Source organism: Bifidobacterium pseudolongum subsp. globosum (genome assembly GCF_000741295.1).
Taxonomy (GTDB): Bacteria; Actinomycetota; Actinomycetes; order Actinomycetales; family Bifidobacteriaceae; genus Bifidobacterium; species Bifidobacterium globosum.
The window spans coordinates 24,611-49,478 of sequence record NZ_JGZG01000005.1 but is presented as its reverse complement, the minus strand read 5'-3'; the positions used below and the strand labels follow the sequence as shown (position 1 = coordinate 49,478).

The 24,868-nt window shown below is 63.5% G+C and carries 19 protein-coding genes and 1 tRNA gene; 2 read left to right on the top strand and 18 right to left on the bottom strand.

Features of this window, described 5'->3' with window-relative positions:
• Positions 1 to 110 precede the first annotated feature (110 nt).
• The 15 genes from BPSG_RS02385 to BPSG_RS02315 all read right to left on the bottom strand — a co-directional run bounded on the left by BPSG_RS02385 (position 111) and on the right by BPSG_RS02315 (position 16,380).
• Positions 111 to 1,517: a PIF1 family DEAD/DEAH box helicase gene (locus tag BPSG_RS02385; protein ID WP_026643466.1), complete on the bottom strand. Its 1,407-nt coding sequence runs from the start codon at positions 1,515 to 1,517 to the stop codon at positions 111 to 113.
• 1 nt (position 1,518) lies between these two features.
• Positions 1,519 to 2,361, bottom strand: coding sequence for a Cof-type HAD-IIB family hydrolase (locus BPSG_RS02380; protein WP_026643468.1), 843 nt, complete (start codon positions 2,359 to 2,361; stop codon positions 1,519 to 1,521).
• Between the two features lie 17 nt (positions 2,362 to 2,378).
• Entirely contained in the window at positions 2,379 to 3,026 is a 648-nt protein-coding gene (orn, locus tag BPSG_RS02375) for an oligoribonuclease (RefSeq protein ID WP_026643469.1), read from the bottom strand.
• Positions 3,027 to 3,232: 206 nt separating this feature from the next.
• Complete coding sequence (locus BPSG_RS02370) at positions 3,233 to 5,584, bottom strand: vWA domain-containing protein (RefSeq protein WP_026643470.1); 2,352 nt, start codon at positions 5,582 to 5,584, stop codon at positions 3,233 to 3,235.
• Between the two features lie 178 nt (positions 5,585 to 5,762).
• The gene (locus tag BPSG_RS02365) at positions 5,763 to 6,539 is read right to left on the bottom strand and encodes a hypothetical protein (protein ID WP_026643471.1); all 777 of its coding nucleotides are present in this window, start codon (positions 6,537 to 6,539) and stop codon (positions 5,763 to 5,765) included.
• Positions 6,540 to 6,659: 120 nt separating this feature from the next.
• Entirely contained in the window at positions 6,660 to 8,201 is a 1,542-nt protein-coding gene (guaB, locus tag BPSG_RS02360; RefSeq protein WP_026643472.1) for an IMP dehydrogenase, read from the bottom strand.
• 46 nt (positions 8,202 to 8,247) lie between these two features.
• Positions 8,248 to 9,429: a glycosyltransferase family 4 protein gene (locus BPSG_RS02355; RefSeq protein ID WP_033502128.1), complete on the bottom strand. Its 1,182-nt coding sequence runs from the start codon at positions 9,427 to 9,429 to the stop codon at positions 8,248 to 8,250.
• A complete protein-coding gene (locus BPSG_RS02350; RefSeq protein ID WP_026643473.1) occupies positions 9,426 to 10,085 on the bottom strand; it encodes an L-threonylcarbamoyladenylate synthase in 660 nt (219 codons plus the stop codon). Before BPSG_RS02350 ends, BPSG_RS02355 begins: the two co-directional genes overlap by 4 nt.
• Positions 10,086 to 10,168: 83 nt before the next feature.
• Entirely contained in the window at positions 10,169 to 11,158 is a 990-nt protein-coding gene (prmC, locus tag BPSG_RS02345; RefSeq protein ID WP_080699203.1) for a peptide chain release factor N(5)-glutamine methyltransferase, read from the bottom strand.
• Positions 11,159 to 11,207: 49 nt separating this feature from the next.
• Positions 11,208 to 12,302 (bottom strand): peptide chain release factor 1, encoded by a 1,095-nt coding sequence (prfA, locus tag BPSG_RS02340; RefSeq protein ID WP_026643475.1) that lies wholly within the window; start codon positions 12,300 to 12,302, stop codon positions 11,208 to 11,210.
• Positions 12,303 to 12,451: 149 nt separating this feature from the next.
• Positions 12,452 to 12,525: transfer RNA gene (locus BPSG_RS02335), tRNA-Ile, on the bottom strand.
• 282 nt (positions 12,526 to 12,807) lie between these two features.
• Positions 12,808 to 13,020 carry a 50S ribosomal protein L31 gene (gene rpmE / locus BPSG_RS02330; RefSeq protein WP_026643476.1) on the bottom strand — a complete coding sequence of 71 codons (213 nt, stop codon included), beginning with the start codon at positions 13,018 to 13,020 and terminating at the stop codon, positions 12,808 to 12,810.
• A 213-nt stretch (positions 13,021 to 13,233) separates the two neighbouring features.
• Complete coding sequence (locus BPSG_RS02325) at positions 13,234 to 14,142, bottom strand: hypothetical protein (protein ID WP_026643478.1); 909 nt, start codon at positions 14,140 to 14,142, stop codon at positions 13,234 to 13,236.
• Positions 14,143 to 14,336: 194 nt separating this feature from the next.
• Positions 14,337 to 14,996 carry an ECF transporter S component gene (locus tag BPSG_RS02320; RefSeq protein WP_026643479.1) on the bottom strand — a complete coding sequence of 220 codons (660 nt, stop codon included), beginning with the start codon at positions 14,994 to 14,996 and terminating at the stop codon, positions 14,337 to 14,339.
• Positions 14,997 to 15,159: 163 nt separating this feature from the next.
• Positions 15,160 to 16,380, bottom strand: a complete 1,221-nt coding sequence (locus BPSG_RS02315; protein WP_026643480.1) for an ROK family protein — start codon at positions 16,378 to 16,380, stop codon at positions 15,160 to 15,162.
• A 192-nt stretch (positions 16,381 to 16,572) separates the two neighbouring features.
• Between BPSG_RS02315 and BPSG_RS02310 the strand changes: the two genes are divergently transcribed.
• Positions 16,573 to 18,102: a xylulokinase gene (locus BPSG_RS02310; protein ID WP_026643481.1), complete on the top strand. Its 1,530-nt coding sequence runs from the start codon at positions 16,573 to 16,575 to the stop codon at positions 18,100 to 18,102.
• A 97-nt stretch (positions 18,103 to 18,199) separates the two neighbouring features.
• Positions 18,200 to 19,759 carry a glycoside hydrolase family 43 protein gene (locus BPSG_RS02305; RefSeq protein WP_026643482.1) on the top strand — a complete coding sequence of 520 codons (1,560 nt, stop codon included), beginning with the start codon at positions 18,200 to 18,202 and terminating at the stop codon, positions 19,757 to 19,759.
• A 12-nt stretch (positions 19,760 to 19,771) separates the two neighbouring features.
• Here BPSG_RS02305 and BPSG_RS02300 read toward each other — a convergent pair whose 3' ends face one another.
• The 3 genes from BPSG_RS02300 to BPSG_RS02290 all read right to left on the bottom strand — a co-directional run bounded on the left by BPSG_RS02300 (position 19,772) and on the right by BPSG_RS02290 (position 24,828).
• Positions 19,772 to 21,172 (bottom strand): carboxylesterase/lipase family protein, encoded by a 1,401-nt coding sequence (locus BPSG_RS02300; RefSeq protein ID WP_026643483.1) that lies wholly within the window; start codon positions 21,170 to 21,172, stop codon positions 19,772 to 19,774.
• Positions 21,172 to 23,097, bottom strand: a complete 1,926-nt coding sequence (locus BPSG_RS02295; RefSeq protein ID WP_026643484.1) for a sialate O-acetylesterase — start codon at positions 23,095 to 23,097, stop codon at positions 21,172 to 21,174. Before BPSG_RS02295 ends, BPSG_RS02300 begins: the two co-directional genes overlap by 1 nt.
• A gap of 105 nt (positions 23,098 to 23,202) precedes the next feature.
• A complete protein-coding gene (locus tag BPSG_RS02290) occupies positions 23,203 to 24,828 on the bottom strand; it encodes a glycoside hydrolase family 43 protein (protein ID WP_026643485.1) in 1,626 nt (541 codons plus the stop codon).
• Positions 24,829 to 24,868 lie beyond the last annotated feature (40 nt).

Here is a 24,868-nt window from a genome sequence, read left to right as displayed (position 1 = left end):
CGCATACCCGCGCTGTTTTACAACACCCCATTGTAGTGACGCCGCACTGGCGCGCGCGGCCGCACTCCGCAGAGCGTAGCCGCGCGTTCCAGCGCCGTGCACAATCCGCGCTAGAACAGCTCATCCTGCACGAACTCGTCCTCTTCGCGGGCGCGCTGCTGCTGCACGAACGATTCGGCGCCGTCGCGCTGCAGCTTCCGCACCGCTGCGGCCGACTTGGCGCGCAGGTCGCCGTCGAGCCGGATTGCGTCGTCGCTCATGAGGAACATGCGTTCGTTCACACCGGTCAGATACAGGCCGTCGAGCCGCTCCACGCGCGAAAGCGCCACGTAGCCCATGCCGGGTGCGAACGTGCGCTTGAGGTCCATGACCGCCGAGTCGAGCGTCATGCCCTGCGATTTGTGGATCGTGATCGCCCATGCACACCGCAGCGGCACTTGCGAAACCGCGGCGAGCACGGTCTCGCCGTCCATCATCTGCCAATCGCTTGGTTTCATCGTCACCGTGTTGCCGTTCTCGAACTCGACGATCGGCCAGCCGCCCTTGTTCTCGTTCGCGAATCCGCGCACAGTGCCGAGCGAGCCGTTGACGTACTGGTGATCCTGGTCGTTGCGCACGGCCATCACCTCCGCACCGGCTTTGAGCACGAGCAGTTTCGGCGCGAGCATATTGCGTTCGAGCCGTTCCACGAGGTTCGCCGGCCCCGCCGTCTGCGCCGCGAACGTGTGCTCTTCGGCGTCGATCTGCCGCAGGCGTTGGTCGTTGAGTTGGTCAGCCTGCCTGTTCACCGGGAACAGGCTCACCGCCTGCCGTCCCGGTTCGGGCAGCACACCGAGGCGCGTGACGAGCATGTCGCGGTCCCGCTGGCTCACACAGCCCTGACGGATGTCAGTGAGCACGCGCAGCAGCTGGCCGTCGTCCTGACGGTGCTGTTCGTCGAGGTAACAGATCACCGGGTCGAGCTCGCCCCATGCGAATGATTCGGTGATGAACCCCTCCGGATTGCGGCCGGCGCGCGCATACCGCTCACGCGAGGCCAGATATTCGGGGCTCGGGGTGATCACGTCGTGGTTGCGCGATGAGACGCTGACCGGCGGCAGTTGGAAGAAATCGCCCGAACACACCACCTGCAGGCCACCGAACGGCCGGCTGTCGCGCCGCACGATGCGGCAGATCTGGTCGACCATGTCGAACAGCCACGCATGCATCATCGAGACCTCGTCGATCACGAGCACGTCCGCCGCGTTGAGTTTGGTGCGCCGGCGGCTGCGGATGAGTTTGATGAGCTGGTCGGTGAGCGCGGTCGCCACGCCCGCTCCGCTCCATGCGTGGATCGTCTGCCCGTTGATATGTGTGGCGGCGATGCCGGTGCTCGCCGTGACGGCGACCGACGTGCCGTGTGTGCGCGCATGGTGGATGAACTCGTTGAGCGTATAGGTCTTGCCCGCGCCCGGCGCACCGGTGAGGAACACGTTGGCACCGGCCTCCATGATGCCCAGCGCTTCGGACTGCCGCATGCTAGCCGACCAACCGGTCCACGACGCGGATCACACCTTCTTCAGTGTTCGCCGGCGCAAGGTAATGCGCCGCCTTTTTGACGCCTTCGTGCGCATTGGCCATGGCGAACGAGAACTCCGCTTCGTTGAGCATGCCGATGTCGTTGAGGTAATCACCGAACGCGGCCGTCTGCGCGCGGGTCACGCCAAGGGCGCGCTGGATGGCCTTGACGCCTTCGCCCTTGTCCACATGCTTGTCCATGATGTCGACCCAATGGGCGCCCGACACCACGTATTCGTAAGGGTCGCTCACGAATCCGAGCTCGTTGCGCGCCATGGCTTCGGCGTCGCCGAAGTCGAAGATGGCGAGTTTGAGGATCTTCTCGTCGGGGTACCGCAGCACTTCGCGCAGGTCCTTGACCTCGGTGAGCGCCTTGTAGTATTTGCTCGCCTCGGCCATGAACGGCGCGTCGGTGCGCTGGATGTACGCGCTGTCGAGTCCGCACACCACCAGTCCCAGGTCTTCGCTCGTGGCGTCGACCATGCTGATTGTCTCATCAGCGATCTCGTGGTTCACACCGTGCGTCTCCACGACCTCGCCATCGACCGCCACCACGTTGCCGTTTTCGGCGATGACCGACATCGGCCGGCCCGCACGCGCGAACATCTGCTGCAACGTCTGGTATTGGCGGCCACTCGCAGGCACGAATGCGATGCCGAGCTGTTCGAGGCGGTCGAGCAGCGGCCAGAAGCCCACTGGCAGCTCGCTGTCCGCGTCGAGCAGTGTGCCGTCCATATCCGCCACCACAAGGCGAATGTCCTGCGGCGTTTCGATTGAGGTCCAATCCTTCAGTTCATTGGTCATACCATGCCAGCTTTCGGTCACTTGTTCAGAATGCTTGACTGTTCCACCGCTTTGGCGATCTCCTTCGCCTCCACATCACCGGGCCCCAGTTCGGGCGCCATGACCGCGGCGCGGTAGTAGCGTAGTTCGTCGAGCGACTCGATGATGTCGGCGAGCGCGCGGTGCCCTCCGTTCTTGGCGGGGCGGTTGCGGTAGACGGCCGGGTACCAGCGGCGGGCAAGTTCCTTGATCGTGCTCACGTCGATTACGCGGTAGTGCAGGTGTTCCATGAGCCCGGGCATATAGCGGTCGAGGAACTTCTTGTCGGAGCCCACGGAGTTGCCGGCGAGCAGCGGCTTGACTCCTTCGGGGGTGAACCGCTTGACGTACTCGACAACGCGGCGCTCGGCCTCGGCCACGTCAAGCCCATTGGCCCACTCGTCGATGAGGCCGGAGCGGGTGTGCATGGCACGCACGAAGTCGTTCATGTGGGCCACGGCGGCGTCGGACGGTTTGATCACGAAGTCGATGCCTTCGTCGAGCACGTTGAGTTCGAAATCGGTCGGCACCACGGAGATCTCGCACAGCTCGTCATGGAAGATGTCAAGCCCGGTCATCTCGCAGTCGATCCAGATGAGCCGTGAGTTCGTTGCCGAATACACTTCGTCGTCGTGTGCGTCCACCATGTGGTTCCTCTTTTCCTTACTGGTTGCATGCGGTGCGTTCATGCCGCGCATGCCCTGCGTTTGTGAACATTCGAGACTACCTCACGCTACCGCATTGCGCCACGTTCTATCCTGACCGCAAAACAATTGCTCACTATACGCGCGCGGGGCCGCACCCGGCTGTCCGGTTGCGGCCCCGCAGGGCATGTTCGGCTGTTTTGGCGCGTTCAGCCGGCGTGGCGGCCGGTCGAACCACGGCGTGCCAGCTTGAGCGTGCCGAGGCCCGCGCACAGCAGTGCCGCGGCGATGCACACGATCAATGCGACGTTCGAGCCGGTGTTCGCCGTCGATTCGGACGCCGGCGTCTGCGGTGCCGCGTCGGCGACCGGCGCCTCAGGCTGCGCGCTCGCGGTCGGTTCGCTCGGTTCCGGGGTCGGCACGGCCGGTTCCTCGGCGAAGGCGAGGCGGCCGTTGTTGCCGAGCGCCACGTTGACGGCGGTGCCGTCCCAACGCGGGGCGATCGCGGCCGTGGCCGTGTTCGTCACGTTGGACTGCTTCGCGACGGTGTAGTTCGCAAGCCCCATGCGCACGGTGCCGGCCGGCACGTAGACGTTGCCGTTCGCACCGGTCTGCGTCTTGCCGTTCGCGTCGGCGCCGCTGACGGCGATCCACTGCTCGTGCTTCGCGTTGTCCGCGTAATACGTGCGCATGTAGTGGTAGGTGCCGTTCGCGTCGACCGACTTGGCCGGGTCGTTGGTGTTCTCCGTGTTGTACAGCGGCGTGTCGTTGACGAAGTAGTAGAAGTCGTTCGACTTGGCCGGAGTGAACACGGCGATCGTGGAGCCGAGCTCCGCATTGGCTTCGTACTTGTTCGAGGTGAACGTCTCGCCGTTCGCGGCGATGTACGCGGCGAGCGCCTCGTCCGGGTTCGCCAGCGCCTCTTCGACGCCGTCCTTGAGCGCCACGGAATAGAACACGCGGATCGGGAACGTGTCGTTGATTGTGGTGGACAGGGCGCCGTTCTGGTCGACCGTCGCCGAGTACAGACGCAGCGGAAGCAGCTGCTCGGGCACCTGCACGCTCACCGTGTCGGTCTGCTCGCCGTGCGTGACGGTGACGACCAGGTCGGCGAGGTTCGCGGTGCCGCAGATCGGGTTGCCGGCGACTTCGCCTTTGAACGTGTAGGTGGTCTTTGCGCCGTCCTCGCTCGTTTCGGCGGTCTTCTTCGTGAACTGCTCACCCGCGAACACGACGCTGGTGAAGTCCTTGACCGTCATGTATTCGCCGAGTTCGTCGGTGAAGGTGACGGTGCCGCGTTCCATGCCCGACTCGGTCGTGGTGGCGATCGGCGAGCTCGGCTTGCTGGAGATGGCGGTCCAGATGTCGTTGAAGATGCCCGCGAGCTGGTCGGCGTTCGCGGCGTTCATGTAGTAGTCGGAGTCCGGCGCGCGCTCTCCGAGTTCGCTGAGCGTGGCGCCCGCCGCGTTCGGGTAGTTGCTCGATACGGCCTGCATGTAGCGGTTGGAGTACGGGGTCAGATCGTTGACGTCATCGGTCTGGAACGTGCCCACCGCATAGATCAATGTGCCGGAGTCCTTGAGCGATTTTGCTTCCTTGATGGCCTCGTCGCCATCCCATGGATTGCCGTCGGTGAAGAAGATGACGACGGAATCGGCGTTCGCGCGTTTGTCCTCGTCAATCAGCTGGTGGGCGAGCTTGAGACCTTTCGCGGAGTTGGTGCCGCCAAGGTCGGTCAGACGGTTGACGATGCCTTCGAGGGCCGCCGTGTCATCAGTGAAGCGTGATTTGAGCTCCGCGTTGCTCTCGAAGGTGACGATGCCGGCGCGGTTCTTCGCGGCCGGGTCGGCGATCTGCGCGTTGCGCGCAGCTAGCTGGCCGAGGAAGCCGTTCACCGCCGTCTTGAGCGCGGCGAGACGCGTGATGCGGTACGAGTTGTACAGCTGCACATGAGCCGGGTTCGCATCCTCGGCACTCGTCTTGGCATAGATGACCGTATCGCCGTCCTTGTAGGCGACATTGCCGTCGACACTCAGCGTGTAATCGTACGACACGGCTTTGTAGCTACCGTCATCGGTCTTGGCGTAAGCCGTGTAATCGAGGTCGTCGCCATATGCCGGGCGGTATCCCCATCCCATCGAGGAGGACATCGAGCCGGAGACGTCGAGCACGAGCGTTACGTCGAGCGGCTTGTTGCCGCTGCTCATGCCGGTAATTTGCTGGGCGCTCGACATGGCGGATAGGCCAACGAGGAAGTCGCTGGCCTTGTCCTTGGCAATGACGACCTGCTTGCCGTCGCCGGCGTCGAGCGTCACATCGCCGGTCGTGACCGACTTGTCGGTCCAGATGCGGCCGGTGGAACGAGGGTCGACCGGATTGCCGACGCCTTCGGTCCACTGCGTGAACGTCGTCGGATCAGCGCTGGCCGTCAGCTCGGCGGCCTGCGCACGGCCGACGCCGAATATGGCGGTCGCGATGAGCATCGCTACCGCAACGACGACCGCGGCGATGCGAACGATGGCACCGCGGGCGCCGTGTTGTTGGGTGGATTTGATGTCCATGAACAGTTCCTTCACTGCCTCTACTGTTGCAAACCGGTGCAATTACGCGGTTTTATTAGACTTTTCGCGTATTCTCCGTTGTCAGAGACGTTCTCTCATAGTGAACGAATACGTTGGCGCCCACAGTAGCAGATAGCAATCCTAAACTCAACAAACGGCGTCCAAGTGCCGGAAAGCATCACTGCTCCATGCCGGTGAATCCCTTGTTGTTCGGCCCTGCTGATGTGACGATGCGGCTGTAGCCCTGCAGGCGCATGCCATCAAGCTGCACGGCGTCGATCGGCTTGAGCTCGAGGTCTTTGTTCACGGTTTCAAATGTGCCGGCATTACTACTGTCTTTCAGGTAATAGTCCGCATACTGCTCGTTGAAGCGGCGAATCTGGAAACTCAACATCTCCTCGGAGCTGTTGGCCTTCAGGTAGAACGGCTTGGCCGCCGGTTCCTCGTACTCCGTCTTGCTGAGGGTCTTCTGGAACTCCTCGCCCTTCTTGGTGATCTCTCCAGCTTTGGCAGTGTCCTGTTCGGCCTTGTCCGCGAAGAACTTCGCGCTCGTGGACAGGTAGTTTTCGCGCGCGTTGTCGAAGCAGTCCTTGTCGCGGTCCTTGGCGAGCTGGATGAGCTCGTCCTCGGAAAGGCCAAGGAGGTCGCCGTAGGTGGTGGTGACCTCGCCATTGTCCGTGGACGGGTAATACCCCGTCTGGTACGCTGTGACGCTGCCCTTGTCGAACCACACGCTCTTCGTGCCGAACGCCTGTTCCGCCGGGATCTCCGTCTTCGAATCGAAGAACGCCGCCGTGGCCTTGGACACGCGGGACTCCCCCGCCGTGCTCGCCGAACCTGTGCCGGACGGCTGGCCTTGCGCGCCGTTGCCGCCGCACGCCCCCATGGAGACGGCGAGTCCCACCGCCAGTAACGCCGCAACGGCCTTGTCCCCAACCACATGCTTCTGCATCATTGTTGTTCCCTTCTCTGCATTGTTGTTATATGTGCATGCCGGACATGGCATATGGGCAGGGGCCGCGCACTTGCATGGCATGCATGTGCGCGGCCCCTATCTATTGGTCCCTCTGTGCCGTCAGCGGCCCGAGTAGTTCGGCGCCTCGGCCGTCATCACAATGTCGTGCGGGTGGGATTCACGCAGGCCCGCGTCGGTGATGCGGATGAAGCGGCCCTTTTCGCTCATCTCGGGGATGTTGTGCGCGCCGATGTAGAACATCGACTGGTGCAGGCCGCCGATCATCTGGTAGAGCACGGCGTTGAGCGGTCCGCGGTATGGCACTTCGCCTTCCACGCCTTCCGGCACGATCTTGTCGGTGCTCGTCACGTCGGACTGGAAGTAGCGGTCCTTCGAATACGACTTCTTGCCGCGCGGAGCCATGGCGCCCATCGAGCCCATGCCACGGTAGAGCTTGTACTGCTTGCCGTGCAGCAGCACTTTCTCGCCCGGCGCCTCCTCGCAGCCGGCGAGCACACCGCCGAGCATGACCGAGCTCGCGCCGGCCACGAGGGCCTTGGCGATGTCGCCGGAATAGTGGATGCCGCCGTCCGCGATGCACGGCACGCCGGCCGCACGGCAGGCGCGCGCGGCCTCGTAGACCGCGGTCAGCTGCGGCACGCCGACGCCCGCCACAACGCGCGTCGTGCAGATCGAGCCGGGGCCCACGCCCACCTTGACGGCGTCCACACCGGCGTCGATCATCGCCTGCGCGCCCTGGCGCGTGGCGATGTTGCCGCCGATGATGTCGACGCCCTTGAACGCGGAGTCGTTCTTGATGCGGCGGATCATATCGAGCGCGATCTTCGCCTCACCGTTGGCGGTGTCGACCACGAGCACGTCCACGCCGGCTTCCATGAGCGCCGAGGCGCGCTGCCAAGCGTCGCCGAGGTAGCCGATGCCGGCGGCCACGCGCAGACGGCCCTGCTCGTCCTTGGTAGCGTCCGGGTACTGCTCGGTCTTCACGAAGTCCTTCACCGTGATCAGGCCGGTCAGGTGGCCTTCGGAATCGACGAGCGGCAGCTTTTCGATCTTGAACTTGGCGAGCAGGTCGTGCGCATCCGCCTTCGAGATGTTGGCGGGGCCGGTGATGAGGTTCTCCTTCGTCATCACGTCACGCACACGCAGGTGGTCATAGTCCTCGGAGGGGATGAAGCGCATGTCGCGGTTGGTGATGATGCCCACGAGCTTATTCTCGTGGTCCACGACCGGCAGGCCGGAGATGTGGAACTTGCCGCACAGCTTGTCAAGGTCGGCGAGCGTCACATCGGGGTTCACCGTAAGCGGGTCGGTGATCATGCCGGACTCCGAGCGCTTCACCACGTCGACCTGCGCCGCCTGGTCGTCGATCGAGAGGTTGCGGTGCAATACACCGATGCCGCCGTTGCGGGCCATGGCGATGGCCATCTCGGCTTCGGTCACGGTGTCCATGGCGGCGGAGATCGCCGGCACCTTCATCGTGATGTTGCGGGTCAGATGCGTGGAGGTGTCCACTTCGGAGGGGATTACATCCGTCTCGTTCGGCAGCAGCAGCACATCGTCATAGGCGAGGCCAAGCTGGGCGAAAACCGGAGGGAGAGGGGCGTACGGGGATTGCGCATTCATATCAGGATTTGTAGCCATAGAGCAACTATATGAATTCGCGGCGACGAATGCCACCCGCTGTCCGCTATGCGTTACGGATGTGCTTGGCGCGCCCGTTGCGCCGGCGCTCCCCGCCGCCCGGCTCCCCCTGATCGTCATGGGGAAGCTCCTCGACAGCGCCGTGCATGAGCCGGTTGAGGTAGGGCGCCATCGTGGCGATTGTGAGAATCACCGCGGCCACCGCGAACACGATGAACACATGCCACGCCGTGAAGAACAGCAGCATGATCGATCCGAACGCAATGAGTGCCGCCCATCCCCACAGGATCAGCACGGCCCCGCGCACACTGTGCCCGATGCGCAGCATGCGGTGGTGCAAGTGCATGCGGTCCGGGTGCATCGGCGACTGCCCCTTGCACAGGCGCCGCACAATCGCCATCATCATGTCGAGCACCGGCAGGAACAACACCAGGACCGGCAGCAGGATAGGCATGAACGCCGGCAGGTAGATCGACGTGTTCACAGTGGCCGGATCAAGGCGGCCGGTCATGACGATCGACGCGCATGTGATCAGGTAGCCGAGCAGCATTGACCCCGAGTCCCCCATGAACAGCTTCGCCGGGTGCCAGTTGTGCAGCAGGAAGCCCACGCAGATGCCCACCATGGCAATGTCGAGCAGCGTGGCCATCGACGCGTACGACGGCGAGGTGCGGGCGAGGATGTATGAGTAGATGCCGAATGCGATGCCGCCAATGGCCACGATGCCGGCGGCAAGGCCATCGAGCCCGTCCACGAAATTGACGGCGTTGATCGACACGACGATTAACAGCGCTGTGATGGCGATCGAAATCGTCGGCGACGCCGTGACAAGTGCGCCGATTGGCAGTGCGATGATCTGCAGGCCGCCCCATGCTACGAACACCGCGATGAGCAGTTGCCCGGCGAGTTTGAGCATCCAATCCAGATCCCACACGTCATCGGCAATGCCCAGCAGGCAGATCAGTATGGCGCCCGCCATCACAATCCACGCCTGGTGGTTCTGCCGGAACACGCCTTGCAGGAAGTCAAGCCGGGAGGCGAAGAGCATGGCCGTGAGGAATCCACACAGCATGGCCAGGCCACCCATGCGCGGGGTCGGTATGGTGTGCACGTCACGTTTGCGCACCTCCCCGACTGCTCCGAGGCGGATCGCCAGATGGCGCACGATTGGCGTGAACAGATACGTCGCGCACGCCGCCACCAAAGCGATGAACAGATAGACCCTCATGCGCTCAGACCACCGCCGTTGAGGTGGATCGCGCGGCGGATCACCGCGGCCGGGATTACGCCTTCGCGCAGGATCTCGATGCCGTCGAGCCCATATGGGTCGGCCGCCACAACGGTGCTTGCCACATGCCCCGCCGTCGCGCCGCCGTCGATGTACAAGTCGATGGTGTCTCCAAGCGACTCCATCGCCTCCTGCACGCAATGCGCGCTCTGTTCGCCCGAACGGTTCGCGCTCGACGCGGCGACCGGGCCGGTCACGCGCAGCATGGCGAGCGCCGTGGCGCTGTTCGGCACGCGGATGCCCTGCGTGCGCGCGCCGTTCGGGGCCACACGCACAGTCGCCAACGGGCTGCTGTCGCGCGCCACGGCGATCGGCGAGAACGCGCCCGGCAGGAATTGCGCGGCGAGCCGGTTGAGCGGCGACGGCAGGTCGAGCCCGAGCGCGTCCAGATCGTCCACCGAAGCCATGATCACTTGGAGCGCCTTGTATTGCGGGCGCCCTTTCGCTTTGTAGATGCGCGCGATCGCCTCCGGGTTGCATGGGTCGCACACAATGCCGTACACGGTGTCGGTGGGCATCACCACGAGTCCGCCGTGCGCCAAGATCTGCTTCGCCTGTGCGAACGACTCCTCATCCGCTTTGCGTATCTGGCTCATACTGCCTCCTTCGTCACACCGTGCGCACGCGCGTCTCATTCCAACCTAGTACGGCAATCAGCCAACGCGCCAGCTGCCGAACGCTACCGCGTGGCGACGAGGTAGCGCGGCCGTCCGGTCAGATCCGTGTGCGTGCGTGCTTCCGTGAACCCGTTCGCGCGCGCGAACGCGACGGTGCGGTCGCCCTGCGTGATGTCATGCTCCATGATGAACAGGCCGCCCGTGCGCACAAGTGCGGCGGCGCGCACGATGATGCGCTCGGGGATCATCATGCCGTCGGCCGAGCCGCCATAGAGCGCGGTGTTGGGGTCGAAGTCGCGCACTTCAGGCTGTTGCGGCACGTTCGTGAGCGGAATGTACGGCGGATTGCTGATCACCACGTCGGCGGTGCCGTCGAGTGTGGCGAGCGTGACTGGGCACGTCGCGTCGGCCACTTCGAGATGGTAGTTCGCCACGAGGTCGGGGAAGCACTCGCCGACTTTGTGCATGTTGCGGCGCGTCCACTGCGCGGCCTGCGTGTCGAGTTCGACGGCCCACACCTGCGCGCCGGGGACCTCGGTGGCGATCGCCAGTCCGATCGCACCGCTTCCCGCGCACAGGTCGACGACGCGCGGCGAGTACAGGCCGTGTGCGGTGATCCAGTCAATCGCCTCCTGCACCGCGAGCTCGGTTTCAGGGCGCGGCACGAATACGCCGGGGCCCACTTCCAGCTCAAGATAGCGGAACGGTGCATGACCCACGATGTGCTGCAACGGTTCGCGTGCCTCGCGCCGGGCGAGCATGGATTCGAATTCGGCGAGCGGCGCGGGGCGGTTGCCATGCTCGCCGTCCTCCGCGGCGGACGCGAACTGGTCGACCGTGTCGCCCATCAGCGCGGCCTTGTCCACGTCGGACGGCGTGCTTCCGGTCGCCTCCGCGAGCAATAGCTTCGCGTCGTGGCGCGCTGTGTCGACGCCCGCCTTCGTGAGACGCGCGGCGGCGGCGTCGAGCAGCGTCGCCACACGCGGGGCGACCGCGGTCGATTCCGCAGGAGATGCGCTGGTACCCTCGGTGGGGCGCGTCTGTTCGTTCATCGTGGTCCGTCTCCTCACAGGTGGTTGGTACAGGCGTGCGCGCGGTGTGTCACTGGTCGCTCTGCTGCGCCAAGCGCTGCTGTTCGTCGGCCTGCACATCGCTGTCGATGACCGCCTGCAGGTCACCGTCGAGCACGGCGTCGAGATTGTAGGCCTTGTAGTTCGTGCGGTGGTCCACGATGCGGTTCTCGGGGAAGTTGTAGGTGCGGATGCGCTCGGAACGGTCCAGCGAGCGCACCTGCGAATGGCGCATGTCGGCGGCTTCGGCGGCCTCCTGCTCGTGTTTCATCGCGAGCAGACGGCTCTTGAGCACGCGCAGCGCGGCCGCGCGGTTCTGAATCTGCGATTTCTCATCCTGCATGCTCACGACGATGCCGGTCGGGATGTGCGTCATGCGCACGGCGGAATATGTCGTGTTCACGGACTGTCCGCCGGGGCCGGAGCTCATGAAGATGTCGATCTTGAGGTCCTTGGGGTCGATCTCGATCTCGTCGTCGTCCTCGTCGGCTTCGGGGAACACGAGCACGCCGGCCGCGCTCGTCTGGATACGGCCCTGCGATTCGGTCACGGGGATGCGCTGCACGCGGTGCACGCCGCCTTCGTATTTGAGCGACGCCCACACGCCGTCCTCCGGCGCGGGTGTGCCCTTGGCCCGGATGGCGAGCTGCACGTCTTTGACACCGCCCAATTCGGTCGTGTTCTCGTTTTGGATCGTCACGGTCCAGCCACGCTTTTCCGCATAGCGCGTGTACATGCGCAACAGATCGCCGGCGAACAGCGCGGCCTCTTCGCCGCCGGTGCCGGCCTTGATTTCCATGATCACGTCGCGCGCATCATCCGGATCGCGTGGGATGAGCGCCGTGCGCAGGCGCTCCTGCGCGGCGGGCAGCTCGTCTTCGAGACGCTTGGCCTCGGCGGCGAAGTCGGCGTCGTCCGCGGCCATCTCGCGCGCGACCTCAAGGTCGTCCGCAAGCGCGCGGTACTGCTGGTATGCGGTCACGATGCCGGCGAGCTGCGCGTGGCGGCGTCCGAGCTTGCGCATGGTGTCTGGGTTCGACGCGGCCTCGGGCTGTGCCATCTGCTGTTCGATGTTGCGGTACTCCTCGAGCGCGGTGAGTGCGGCGGGGAATTGTTCGTCTGCCATATGGTCTTGTGTGCCTTTTCTCTGTGCGCCGTGCGAATCGGCCTTATGCCCGCATTCGTCATGCGTGCGCGCGGTGCGTTCATAACCAAACTGCTTCATCCTATCCAAGTGGGTAGTCTGTACCGCTTGCACCGGTGGCGAAAGGAAAGTGGGGCCTCAGGGGCTTGAACCCTGGACCGGCGGATTATGAGTCCGATGCTCTAACCGACTGAGCTAAGGCCCCACGTTGCGCCGCGCCGTACGGGGACCCCCGCGACCGAATGCGGCCAACGGCATTAGTCTAGCAGCACGACCGACAACCGGCCCATTTTGTCTGAAAATACGCGACTTGCACGGTTTCCGCGACAATATAGCCATGCGTAGGCTTACAGGGAACTTAGGCTTAGGCTATGGGCCTACTACGTCGTGGGCATACGCACATGGGGGCACGATGAAGCGCGAGATGGGTTCCTGGCGTATGAAAACGCCAGCCCGAAGGCTGGCGTTTTCATACCACACGGAAGAATCAGTTGCTCTTCTTGCCGTAGCGCTTCTCGAAGCGGGCCACGCGGCCACCGGTGTCGAGAATCTTCTGCTTGCCGGTGTAGAACGGGTGGCACTTCGAGCACACGTCAACAGTCATGTGATCGCCCTTGGCGGTCGACTTGGTGACGAAAGTGTTACCGCACGAGCAAGTGACCTGCACTGCGTGATAATCAGGATGGATACCCTGCTGCATAATTTGTCTCCTAAAGATACGGGGGACCCGGGTCGCCATGCCCCAATGGCAGGCGTGAACCGGATACATGCCATTGTACGACCCCGTTGGACGGGGGCCGCAGGCAAAAGCCACTTCGTATGCCCTGCCGGCACACGCTGTAGCCTCGCCATTATTATCCAACAGCTTGGCCGCTGTGGTATTCCCGACCCCACAGCGAACCGGTGCGGCTGCTCAGTCTTTCTTCTGCTGGTTCTGTTGTTTCTGCTTGTCTTGTTCGGCGCGTTGCTGCTCCTGCTTCGCTTTCTCTTCGGCGGCGCGGCGCTGCTGTTCGGCGGCTTTCCGTTCGTCGTCGGCGATTTTCTGGTCGCGTGAGGCATTCACACGGTCCACAGCCGCGCTCAGTTCGCCCTCGAGCGCCTCTATGTGCTCCATATCGCCCGCGTCATGCGCCTGCTGCGCCGAGGCGAGCAGTTTCGACAAATCGTCCCATGTCACGTTGTCGGCCACGTTGCCGCGCGTCAGGTCGAGCGTCGTCTGCACTTCGCGCAGCGTCGCGCTGAACGTCTCGCGGCGGTCCGCCAGATCCTTGCTCCGCTTGGACGCCGTGACGCCATCCACCGCGGATTGCAGCGATGCGGTATGCGTGTCGAACCATTCGCTGTGCTCGTCGATCAGCTGCAGACGGTCGTGGTATTGTGCGGCATTGGCCACGTCGCATGTGATGAGCTCGGGCATCGTTGCGCTGAGCTGTTCGTCGAGCGCACGGATTGTGGCGGCGTTGTCCACTTGGATATCGGATATGGCGCCGGCCTGCGCACCTTCGCCCTCACGCAGCTGGGTGTAGGCGGTGCGTTTGCTTTCAAGTCCGCTCATCGCCTGTTCGCATTGCGTGCGGTACAGCGCGACCTGCTGTTCGCGGCGCTGGTTGGCGAACATGATGCCGACGATGATCAGCGCGAAGACCGCGAGCACAGCGAGCGACCCGAGGACCATGCGCACATACATCGGATGGTCGTCCTCGTGGTCAGGTTTGCGTGGGGCCGGCTTCTTTGCCATGGCCGCGATTTCATTGGGATTGATCAGCTCGGTCTGCGTACCCGGTTCGTGCGATGCGTACAGGATTGTGCGATCGTCAAGCATGAGCCTTCCTTACTTCTTCTCCGCTCATTCTCAGGCGCGCGCCCAGACACTGGGCCATGGGCACGATCAACTCCAGTGTATGCCGTGGGCGTACTTTCCGCGCACAATCCATCTTGCGTAGTGATACGCGCGTACGCATGACGCCCACCTTAGGGGCGGGCGTCATGCATGCACAATATGGAACGGAACGCAGCTCAGTCGAGCGGTTGCACGGCCTTCTGTCGGTCGGCGAAACGAACCGCGCGCCCCGAGGCGAAGCGGTCGAGCACGCCCGTCTTGGCGATGGCGATATACAGGAACCACGAGAACACGCCGGCGATCAACACACCGCCCACCACTTCGCTGATCATATGGATGATGCCGCGCGGGCTGAACCATGCCACCCCTTGGTAACGGAACAGCATCAGGTACACGCCGTATTCGATGCCCGTACACAGGCCCGAAAGCATGGCCATCGGCAGATTAAACACGCGGTAGCGCGTGACGGCGAACGGCAATTCGGCGAACAGGCCCTGCAGCGCCGCCGAAAAGAAGATGAACCCGAACGAGAAGCTGTTGCCGAGCACCATCTCGGCCGCGCAGCCCACCAGGTTGACGAAGATCGCGGATCCGGGCTTGCGCAGGATGAGCACGGCGAGCGTACCGGAGAAATACCAGACGCCGTGCAGGATACTCGCGAATCCCGGCAGCAGGCCTCCCAGGACCGGCGAAATCGAACTGTATGCAAAATTGAATCCCCAGAAGATGATGCCGGCGGCCACGCCGAGCGCGGCGGCCACGGCGATGTCGGCGGGCGTCCAGCGCAGGCGGACGCGGGAACGGACAGGGGTTGGTTGTTGGGTATGGTCGACCATGGAAGTCCCTCTTCCTCACGGCACTGCGCACAGCATGACTTTGGCGATCTGCCGACGTCCCTTGACCTGCGCAGCTCGGACGGGGACGCCGCAAGACAGCGTAGCACCGCACCGCGAGACGGCCACTATGCGAACTGCATATTGAGATGGAGTGCGTGCGCGCTCATCCGAGGTAGCGCAGCGGATCGTCGATGAAATTGCGCAATCCGGTCTGCGCGGCGCCGAACAGCGCCGGGCGCGAGATGACCGAAGCGCGCAGCAGGCGCACATTGAGCGTGCCGCGCGCGAGGATGCGCTCCTGGATGCGCGCCGCCATGCGCGCCAGCACATCCGCGGGCACACGCGACCAACTGCCACCGATGATCACGGTATCGAGATCGGCCAGATTGATGACCGACGTGAGCATCGACGTCATGGCATGCCCGGCGTCGGCGAACACCGCCGTGGCGACCGGATCGCCTTCCTGCACGCGCCTGCCGAATTCGTCGAGCGCCTCCTGCGAGACAGCGGCATTGCCTTCGGCCACGCCGGCGGCCTCTACCATGGACCGGCGGCCGGCGTAGGCTTCGACGCAGCCGCGGCGGCCACAACGGCAGACGGGCCCATCCATCTGCACCGAAAGATGGCCGATCTCGCCGGCGAAGCCATGGTCGCCGGTGACCACGCGTCCCCCGCGCACAATGGCGCCGCCAATGCCGATGTCGGTCGACACATACAGGAACGATCCGTTCGGCCCCACGATTCCCTCGTCGGTGCGCTGCGTGGCATACCCCGGCAGCTGCGCCACGGCAGCCATGTTCGATTCGTTCGCCACCACCACGTCGAACCGGCGGACCAGGTCGAAACGGCTCAGGTCGAGGTCTTCCCACCCCAGGTTGCGCGCCATGAGCAGATGGCCGTCCTCGGTCACCAGACCGGGCAACGCAAGGCCGACGCCGGCGATCATATAGTTCTGCGCGCGCAGTGTCTTCTCCTGCTCGATGAGCATGGTGTCAAGCTCGTCGAACAGCGCATCGGCGTCGGCGTCGTGCAGGTCGCGCGCGATCCAGCGTTCGGCCACGACACTGCCATCGAGGTCGAGCACCACATAGCCATAACCATCGGTATTAATCTGGATGCCGATGCCGCACACACTGCCGCCCGCGATGCTTAGCGGCGTGCTGGGGCGCCCGTACACCGACTGGACAAGCGGCGCGCCCTCCTTGACGATGTGGTGCGAGAGGAGCATGGAGACGAGTAGCGACATCGTGGCTTTCGTGAGGCCAGTCTCCTTGGCAAGGTCGGCACGGCTGAAGGCGCTTGTGGAACGGAGCATCGTATTGAGCACCACGGATAGGTTGTGGTTGCGTAGGTCATCCTGGTTGATGCGCTTGAGAACCGTCATAAGACACTCCTTGTTTGCTCCGGCCCGACAGTGCAGCCGCTCTCCGACCCGCGTGGCGTTTCCCCGCCAACACATCGTATGCTACACTACCCATTATAGTTTATTCATCTAACTATATAGGCTGTCCGCACGCTGCGCACGCACGCCGCAGTGCCCCACACACGGCGGACGGACGAACAAAGGAGTCATCTCATGAGCAGAGTTCTTGTGGCCGGGGTCGACACTTCGACCCAATCCTGCAAGGTGCGCGTCACCGACGCCGCGACCGGCGAACTGGTGCGTTTCGGACAGGCGAAACACCCCGACGGATCCACCGTCAACCCCGAGCACTGGTGGCGCGCGTTCCAGGAAGCCGCCTCGCAGGCCGGCGGCCTGGACGATGTGTCCGCGATCGCCGTGGGCGGCCAACAGCACGGCATGGTGGCGCTCGACGAACAGGGCCGGGTGATCCGCGACGCGATGCTGTGGAACGACACGAGCTCGGCGCCGCAGGCCGAAGCGCTCATCGATGAGCTCGGCGCCGCGCCGGCGGCCGACGGCGAACCGGAGGACCCGCACCAGCGCGGCATCGAACGTTGGGTGAAGGCCGTGGGCTCCTCCCCCGTCGCCTCGTACACACTCACCAAAATCAAGTGGGTGGCGCAGCACGAACCGGCGAACGCGGCACGCATCGCCGCCGTTTGCCTGCCGCACGACTGGCTGAGCTGGCGCATCGCCGGCTTCGGCCCCGTGCAGCCGGGCGAAAACGCGCATCTCGACGCCCTGTTCACCGACCGTTCCGACGCCTCGGGCACACTGTACTTCGACGCCGCCTCCAACACCTACCGGCGCGACCTGCTCGCGCTGGGCCTGCAGCCCGACGACGCCACCACACCGGGCGCCGCCGCCACCGAACATGCCGAACGCATCGTGCTGCCCCGCGTGCTTGGGCCGAACCAAGTGGCGCCGGTCAACGCGGACCCATCCATCGCCGGCGCGCAAGTGCCCGGCGGATGCATCATCGCGCCCGGCGGCGGCGACAACGCCATGGCCTCGCTCGGCTTGGGCATGGCCGTGGGCGACGTGTCCGTTTCGCTCGGCACATCGGGCGTGGCGGCCGCGATCAGTGAGCAGCCCGTCTACGACCTGAGCGGCTCGGTCTCCGGATTCGCCGACTGCACCGGGCATTTCCTGCCCCTCGCATGCACGATCAACGCCTCGCGCATCCTGGACGCGGCGCGCGCGATGCTCGACGTGGACTACGACGAGCTCACCACGCTCGCGCTCGATTCGCATCCGGGCGCCGGTGGCATGACGCTCGTGCCGTATTTCGACGGCGAGCGCACACCGAACCGCCCGGACGCCACCGCCACATTGAGCGGCATGACGCTGCGCAACACCGAGCGCCGCAACGTGGCGCGCGCCTTCGTGGAGGGACTGTTGTGCTCGCAGCGCGACTGCATGGAGCTCATCCGTTCGCTCGGCGCACAAATCGACCGGATTCTGCTCATCGGCGGCGGCGCCAAGTCGATGGCGATCCGCACGCTCGCACCGTGCATCCTGGGCATGGATGTCTCGTGCCCGGCGACCGACGAATATGTGGCGATCGGCGCGGCAAGGCAGGCTGCCTGGGTGCTCAGCGGCGTAGATGACGCGCCCGACTGGCCGATTTCGATCGACGCGGTGCAGACCGGTACCCCCACCCCGCAGGTCTACGAGGCCTACGTGCAGGCCCGCGGCTGATTCTTGCCGTGTCCAAGCCGGGTGGTGGGCACCATCCTCATATTGTGCCCACCACTCGGCATCCCCTATTGTCGATTCCTACCCCCCGGAGGCCTCTATGAGCGTTGTCCAGAATCCAATACTCAATTCGGATTTTCCCGATCCCGACATCATCAGGGTCGGCCATACCTATTACATGGCGAGCACCACGATGCATTTCATGCCCGGATGCGACATATTGAGGTCGTTCGACCTGACACATTGGGAACCGTATGGCCATGTCTACCACACACTTGGGCACACGGGCGCCTATATGCTGGACGACGATCAGGACCTGTATGGGCAGGGAATGTGGGCGCCGTCCCTGCGATGGCACAACGGCAGATTCCATGTGTTGTTCTCCGCGAATGACACCCATACGACCCATCTGTTCACCGCTGAGGATGCCCGCGGTCCATGGCGTCATCATATCGTCCAGGGCTTCTACCACGATCCTTCGCTGCTCTTTGACGATGGGCGTGTGTTCATCGTTCACGGCAACACCGCACTGCGGCTGACCGAGATGGAGGTGGATCTGTCCGGACCGAAGGCCGGTGGACTCGACCGTGTGCTCGTGCAGGATTTGCCGAATCAGGATCTGGGATACGAGGGATCCCATCTGCAACGGCATGATGGGCGGTATTACCTGTTCACCTGTCATTTCGCCCGTGGCCACCGCAAAACTGAGGATTGTTTCATCGCGGATTCGCTTGACGGTGAGTTCCGGGGCCGCTGCATTCTGGATGACGACTTGGGATACCATGACCAAGGTGTGGCGCAAGGTGGCATGGTGGACACGCCCGATGGCCAATGGTACGCGTTCATGTTCCAGGACCGCGGGGCATTGGGCAGGACACCCGTGCTCATGCCGATGCATTTCGATACAGACGGCATGCCCGTATTGGGCGTGAACGGGCGAGTTCCGGCATACGTCGAAAGCGCGCCTTCCGCCGAACCGCACCATCATTATGCGCCGCTCAACGGCAATGACGATTTCCGCTACACGCCCGATAGCAGGGGAACCATCCATCTGGCCCCCTATTGGCAGTTCAACCACACACCACATGACGAGACATGGTCGGTGACCGCGCGCCCCGGCGCATTCCGCATCGCCACAAGCCGCGTATCGGCCACCATGCTGCGGGCGACCAATACGCTTACGCAACGCACGACCGGCCCACGGTGCGCCGCGGAAGTGACCATCGACGCCAGCGGACTCATGGAAGGCGACATCGCCGGGCTCTGCGCATTCCAAGGCTGCTACGCATACGCCGCCATAACACGCAGGCAGGGATCTTGGCATGCGATCATGGCGGAACGCAATGCGCTGCACCCGGACAACACCGCCGAGCGCCATTACGACGAGATCCCGGTTGAAGTGGAGTCCCTGCCATTGCCGTCACCGCAGGTCACGTTCCGTTTGGAGATCGACTACGCCGACATGCGCGATACCGCGCGCTTCCTTGTGCGGACAGACGCCGGGTGGATACCGATCGGACATCCCCACCGCCTGTGGTTCAAACTGGATCATTTCACAGGATGCCGGTTCGCACTGTTCACCCAAGCGACCCAGCATGTTGGAGGACATGCCGACTTCATGCGCTTCCGTTATCACGATGCCTCGGATATGGGAGCTTGACCCAAGGTGTAGTCATGCGCCGCGATGCCCACTGCGCATTTCCACAGGGAAACCCAGATGCAGGAAGCGGTCGCCATGCATGTCGGTGCGGTCCCAGTGTACAAGACCCGGTCCACTGGGATCGCCCATCGCCGCAAAACGCGTCCAATACCGTGACATGCATTGGGAGAGCTCAACATGGCATCCACGCATGGGTCGCCAGCATGAGCCCAAGGTCCCGAACACGAACCAGAGGTCGGAAGAATGGAAGGAGCCCGCGTCATCGCCGGGCATCGGCACATCGAAATGGTAATAATACGGTGCGCGACCGCCACCATGCTGCCATGCTGCGATCAGCCGGCGGTTGCCTTCGCGGCCAGCCCGCACCTGATGGCCTTGCCCGTCGGACACCATGAATTCGTCTTGTGTATCGCCCACCACCAAATCGATGTTCTTGGTTTGGCCGTCAAGTATCAAATCGCGCTCCTGCCGTGGCATGAAGACGCCATCGACACATGGCACCCAATTGACCATCATCGGCCATGCGGCATGATCCACACCTTCAGGCGCCTCAAGCCTAGATGCTCCCTCGAACAGGGTCTGCGCATCGACAGCCCGTGCCTCATCGAGGTTTTCTACCCCCAAACGCTGCATCAACCTTGCGCCCGTCGACTGTGCGGATTCCAATGAGCACAGTGTTGCATTAAAGTAGCCAAGGCCCGCGCCTGATTGCATGATCGCCCGGGAGAACAGTCCGGCATTACCCGGCGCGCAGCATTGCGCCAATACCGAAGCCGCACCCGCGGACTGCCCGAAGACGCATATGCGCGTGGGGTCGCCACCGAAAACGGTGATGTTGCGGCGCACCCACCGAAGGGCGGCCTGTTGGTCCAACCATCCGAAATTCGCATACGGGGCGCCTTCCTCCGCTTCCTCCTGCAGCCAGCGGTGTGAGAAAAATCCGAACACGTTCAGCCGATACGCCACCGACACAACCACAACGCCCTGACGCGCGAGCGCGGTGCCGTCGAACTCCTTCTCCATCGCGCACCCGCACTGGTAGGCGCCTCCATGGATCCACACCATGACCGGCAGGGGTTCGCCGGTGAGGCGCGCATCGGCGCCGCTCCCCCGCAATGCCGGCGTCCAGATGTTCAGATACAGGCAATCCTCATCGAGCGGGATGGCGGGATCCATGCCCCATTCCTTGTCATAGAACGGATTTGACGCTCCCGGAATGGGTTGCAGGCAGGCCGGGGCATCGTCGAACGCACACCGTACACCTTGCCAAGGCGCCGGCGGCTGGGGTGGTCGCCAACGCAGCGGCCCCACTGGTGGAGCGGCGAACGGCACTCCACGGAAGGCTGTGATGGAGGGATCGCCCACCGCCAATCCCTCGAGTGTTCCCTGCTCGCATGTGACTTGCCTGCGCATCATGCACGTCCCGTCCCGGCATCGACGTCTCCGCCAGCGCGCACCGATGGCTCGATCATGGCACCACGCTTCAAATCATAGGCAAATGGAGGCATCGGAGTGCCCCGGCCATCCACAAGCAGACCACGTGACGGGTTGTTCCGCCATGCATACCGCAGTATGTCGGGACGCCGCTCAGGCAGCGGAATGCACACTTCCGCCCCCTCAACCGTCGCAGGTGCAGGCACCGCGCACATGGCATCGCGCCAGACGAACTCGAATTCGTCCAGATCGCCGCCATCGAGCGTCAACGGCGTGCAAGGGACCGGATTGGCCCCTTGGCGGGCAACAGTGGCATAGGAGACGCACAGCATCCCATCGCGTTCCTCGATCCTCTCCACCATCGGCTGCACATTGTCGCCTCCATAGAGCAGCGCACATGCCGCGTCGAACAGACGTGACGCGACGAGCTTCTTGTCATGCGGATGCAAGTCGTTGGGTTCACCGGCATCCAGCGTCACGACCGTCTTCACGTCGGGCACTTGCTTCCCGACGGCCCACTGCCCGGCGCGTACGAGCGGCCAACCGCCGTCCTCGATGCAATCGATGCTGATGCCGGGCAATTGCACGATGAGGAAGGGCATATGCAGATCATGCCAACGCTCCCGCCACAAATCGATCATCGTGGCGAGCAGTTTGCCGTATTGCGCCGCCCTGGTCCCGGTGTTCGATTCCCCTTGGTACCACAGCGCGGCGCGTACCGGGAAACGGAAGCAAGGCGCGAGCATGGCGTTATACAACCCGGTGGGGCGCCAACGCACGAAATCCTCACTCGGACATGGCCTGTCCATGCTCGCCACGACGGCAAGCCTCCAGATGCCGCTCACATCATGGACCTCATCGCCGACCTGCAAGGTCATCGCCTTGCCTTCGGTCACCCGGCCGGATCCCGCGTTGCAGACAAGGCGCACAACAATCTCGTTGGCCCCCGCGCGCAGCATACCGGCAGGAATCCGGTAGTCACGGGGCTCATATTGGTTGGGGCGGCCCCCTATGTTGATTCCATTGATGTAGGTCTCATCGATGTCAGCCCATGCCCCCAACCGCAGCGTGCCTTCAGCACCCTCGCAATAGGGCGGCAGCACCACTGTCCGCCGCAATTCGAGCATTCCCTGGAATCCCGGCAACCCGCAATCCTCAAAACGTGCCGGCAGGTCGACATGGCGCCAATGCAGCTTGTCGGCAGGAATCCGCCGCGCTTGCAGCTCCTCCATCCATCCAGCGACCGCGGACAGACTCTCTTCGCTCCGCGCCTCGGCCACGCCATCACCCAGATAGGGATCCAGCTCCTCCAACGCTTCAGGACAATCATCGAGTGAAGCGGCGTCCATCCATGCTTCGATGGGGGAACCACCCAACGATACATTGAGCAGTCCGACGGGGACCTGCAACCACTGGCGCACCATTCGCCCAAAGAAATACGCGACTGCGGAGAATTGACCCAACGTCTCGGGTGCACACCCCAGCCATGAGGCCTCCTCATGGTCACGCACCGGCCCGGAGAAATCGTATCGGTCCACGACCTTGAACTGGCGCAGCAAGGGGTCATCCTGCCGCTGGAACTCGCTTGGATAGTACGGATGCACCCATTGCATGGAAAGCTCCATATTGGATTGCCCCGAACACAGGAACACCTCACCCGCATAGCATGAGCGCCGTACCGTCGCGCCATCGCCAATCACTTCAAAGGCATACGGGCCACCAGGATCCAACGCGTCCAACCGCACCTGCCAGCCGCCATCCGCGGCGCTTATGGTTTCCCTTGTACATTCGCCGATACGTACGGAGACACGCTCCCCCGGTGTGCACCATCCCCAGATGTTCACGGGTCTGCCGGATTGCAGCACACATCCATCATCCAGCAGCTTTGGCATTGTCAATGTCATATGCGCCCCTTGCCTTCCATGCGGTCATGTCATCTGCACCGCAGATATGGAGATGCACGCTGGGCGGGCCGTCCCGGAGACGGCCCGCCCAGCGTGCATCCATGGTCATTCACTCAATTCGCGGTAATCGAAGTCCACGAACTCCGCCGTTGCGTCATACCCCGACAGGTCCACTGCCGCAAGACCGACGAACGCACCGGTGAAGAACCCGCCATACCGTTGGTTCACATAGTCGTCCGACAGGATCTTCGCGTCCAGCTCGACACCGAGGTCATGCCACTGCTCACCGTCGAACGAATAGTCGTAACCATAGGTCTGCGTGCGCACACGCGTGCGCAGCCATACAGTCTCCACATCATCGGGAACCGGCACCGCCCGGTCCCGCAGGAACGAGGTGTAGGAGTTGAAATCGTTCTGGGCGACTTCAATCACACGGCACTGCCGCTTCTCATCCCAAGTGACGAAAGCCCACGACCAGCACAGGTCGTTGTAGTAGTTCGTCAGGCCGGCCATCTGCCGGTAGTTGGTGGGGTCGAAGCGCACACCGACAGACGCGTCGAAATCGAACGCCTGCCAACGGCGGGCGACGAGGGACAGGTCGAAGAGGTTGCACAGCGATCCCTGCCCACGCAAGGTCAGCGTGCCGCCTCCGACGGAACCCATCGATTCGTCGAAGGGCACACGCAGCGTGTTCCAATCCAAGGCGAGCTGCGGCGCCTCGAAATCGTCATGCTGGCTGTGATCGGCCGGTGCCTCGGTCTCGATGGCGTCTTGCGGCGCCTCGACGACGCGTTGTCCGCCATGGCCGCCGACGACGACAGGCCAGCCGTCATCGGTCCATTCGACTTTCTGGATGGATGTCTCACGGCCCAAGGTGCACCATCCACGCGGATCGGTCACCGATTCGTTCTCATGGTGCCAGGGCCGGGCGCACAGCGACGCGTAGTACCATTCTCCGGATGGCGTATCCACGAGTGCGCCATGCCCCTGCTTCTGCAGATAGCTGCGCGGGGTGTCGAAGTTGCTGATGAACGGGTTGTACGGGCTCCCCTCGAACGACATCGCATCGAGCGTCGAGGAACGCGCGACGACCTCCTGATGCGTCCAGACAGTGCCGCCCTCGGCACAGAACAGGTAGTACATGCCGTTGATTTTGTACAGGTGCGGGCCTTCGACGAGTTTGACATCAGTGCCGCGCCAAATCGTGCGTTCGGTCTCAGGGCGCAGGCGCATGGTCTCGACGTCGAACTCGGTAAGCGTGATGCCATCGAAGGGATGGTTGTATTCACGGAAATCCCAAGTCTGCTGGACGAGGTACTTGCGCCCGTCATCGTCATGGAACAGGCTTGCATCGAAGCCAACGCCGTTGATCCGGATCGGTTCGCTCCACGGGCCACGGATGTCCTCGGCGGTCACGAGGTAGTTCGTGCAGTCCTTGAACGCGCCGTTGACGATTTTGACATCGGAGTACACGAGCCAGAACTTGCCGTCCGCATAGGACAGGTCGGGAGCCCACACACCGCCGGAGGACGGGTTGCCGCGCATATCGATCTGAGAACGACGGTTCAGCGGGCTCGGCAACAGACGCCAGTGCACCATGTCCTTCGACTCATGCAGACGTACGCCAGGCCACCATTCGAATGTGGAATTCGCGATGTAGTAGGTGTCTCCGACCCTGATCATCGACGGATCGGCGTTGAATCCGGGCAGTACCGGGTTTTCGATCTTCATAACGATCTCCTTAAGGGAAACGGCGGCCCGGTTGTGCCCG